At 39.5% G+C, this 261-nt stretch carries 1 pseudogene; it reads right to left on the bottom strand.

From position 1 onward, the window contains the following. Positions 1 to 117: pseudogene (locus AOA61_RS30680) on the bottom strand (7-cyano-7-deazaguanine synthase); the annotation flags it as partial. Positions 118 to 261: the final 144 nt, after the last annotated feature.

The raw sequence follows: 261 nt of genomic DNA, 5'->3' as shown, positions 1-261 counted from the left end.
AAAGATGCCAATTACTTGGTACCCCTGTTCTTTCAATAAATACGCAGCTACGGATGAATCAACCCCACCAGACATTCCAACTACCACACGTGTATCTTCTGGCTTAATAATAGTCACGAGCTATCCCTCCTTTCCTACTACTTCTATTTTTTTAAACGCTTAATTACTTTAACTGTACGGTGAGCTACATCTTCAACCTGTTCCATGGTATTTCCATAGCCAAAGCTGTATCTAATAGCAGAATGACTTCTAGTTACATCC

Source organism: Pseudomonas sp. 2995-1, from assembly GCF_002742505.1.
Lineage (GTDB): Bacteria > Pseudomonadota > Gammaproteobacteria > Pseudomonadales > Pseudomonadaceae > Aquipseudomonas > Aquipseudomonas sivasensis.
The sequence above is the reverse complement of the archived record's forward strand: the minus strand, read 5'-3'. Positions and strand labels throughout refer to the sequence as shown.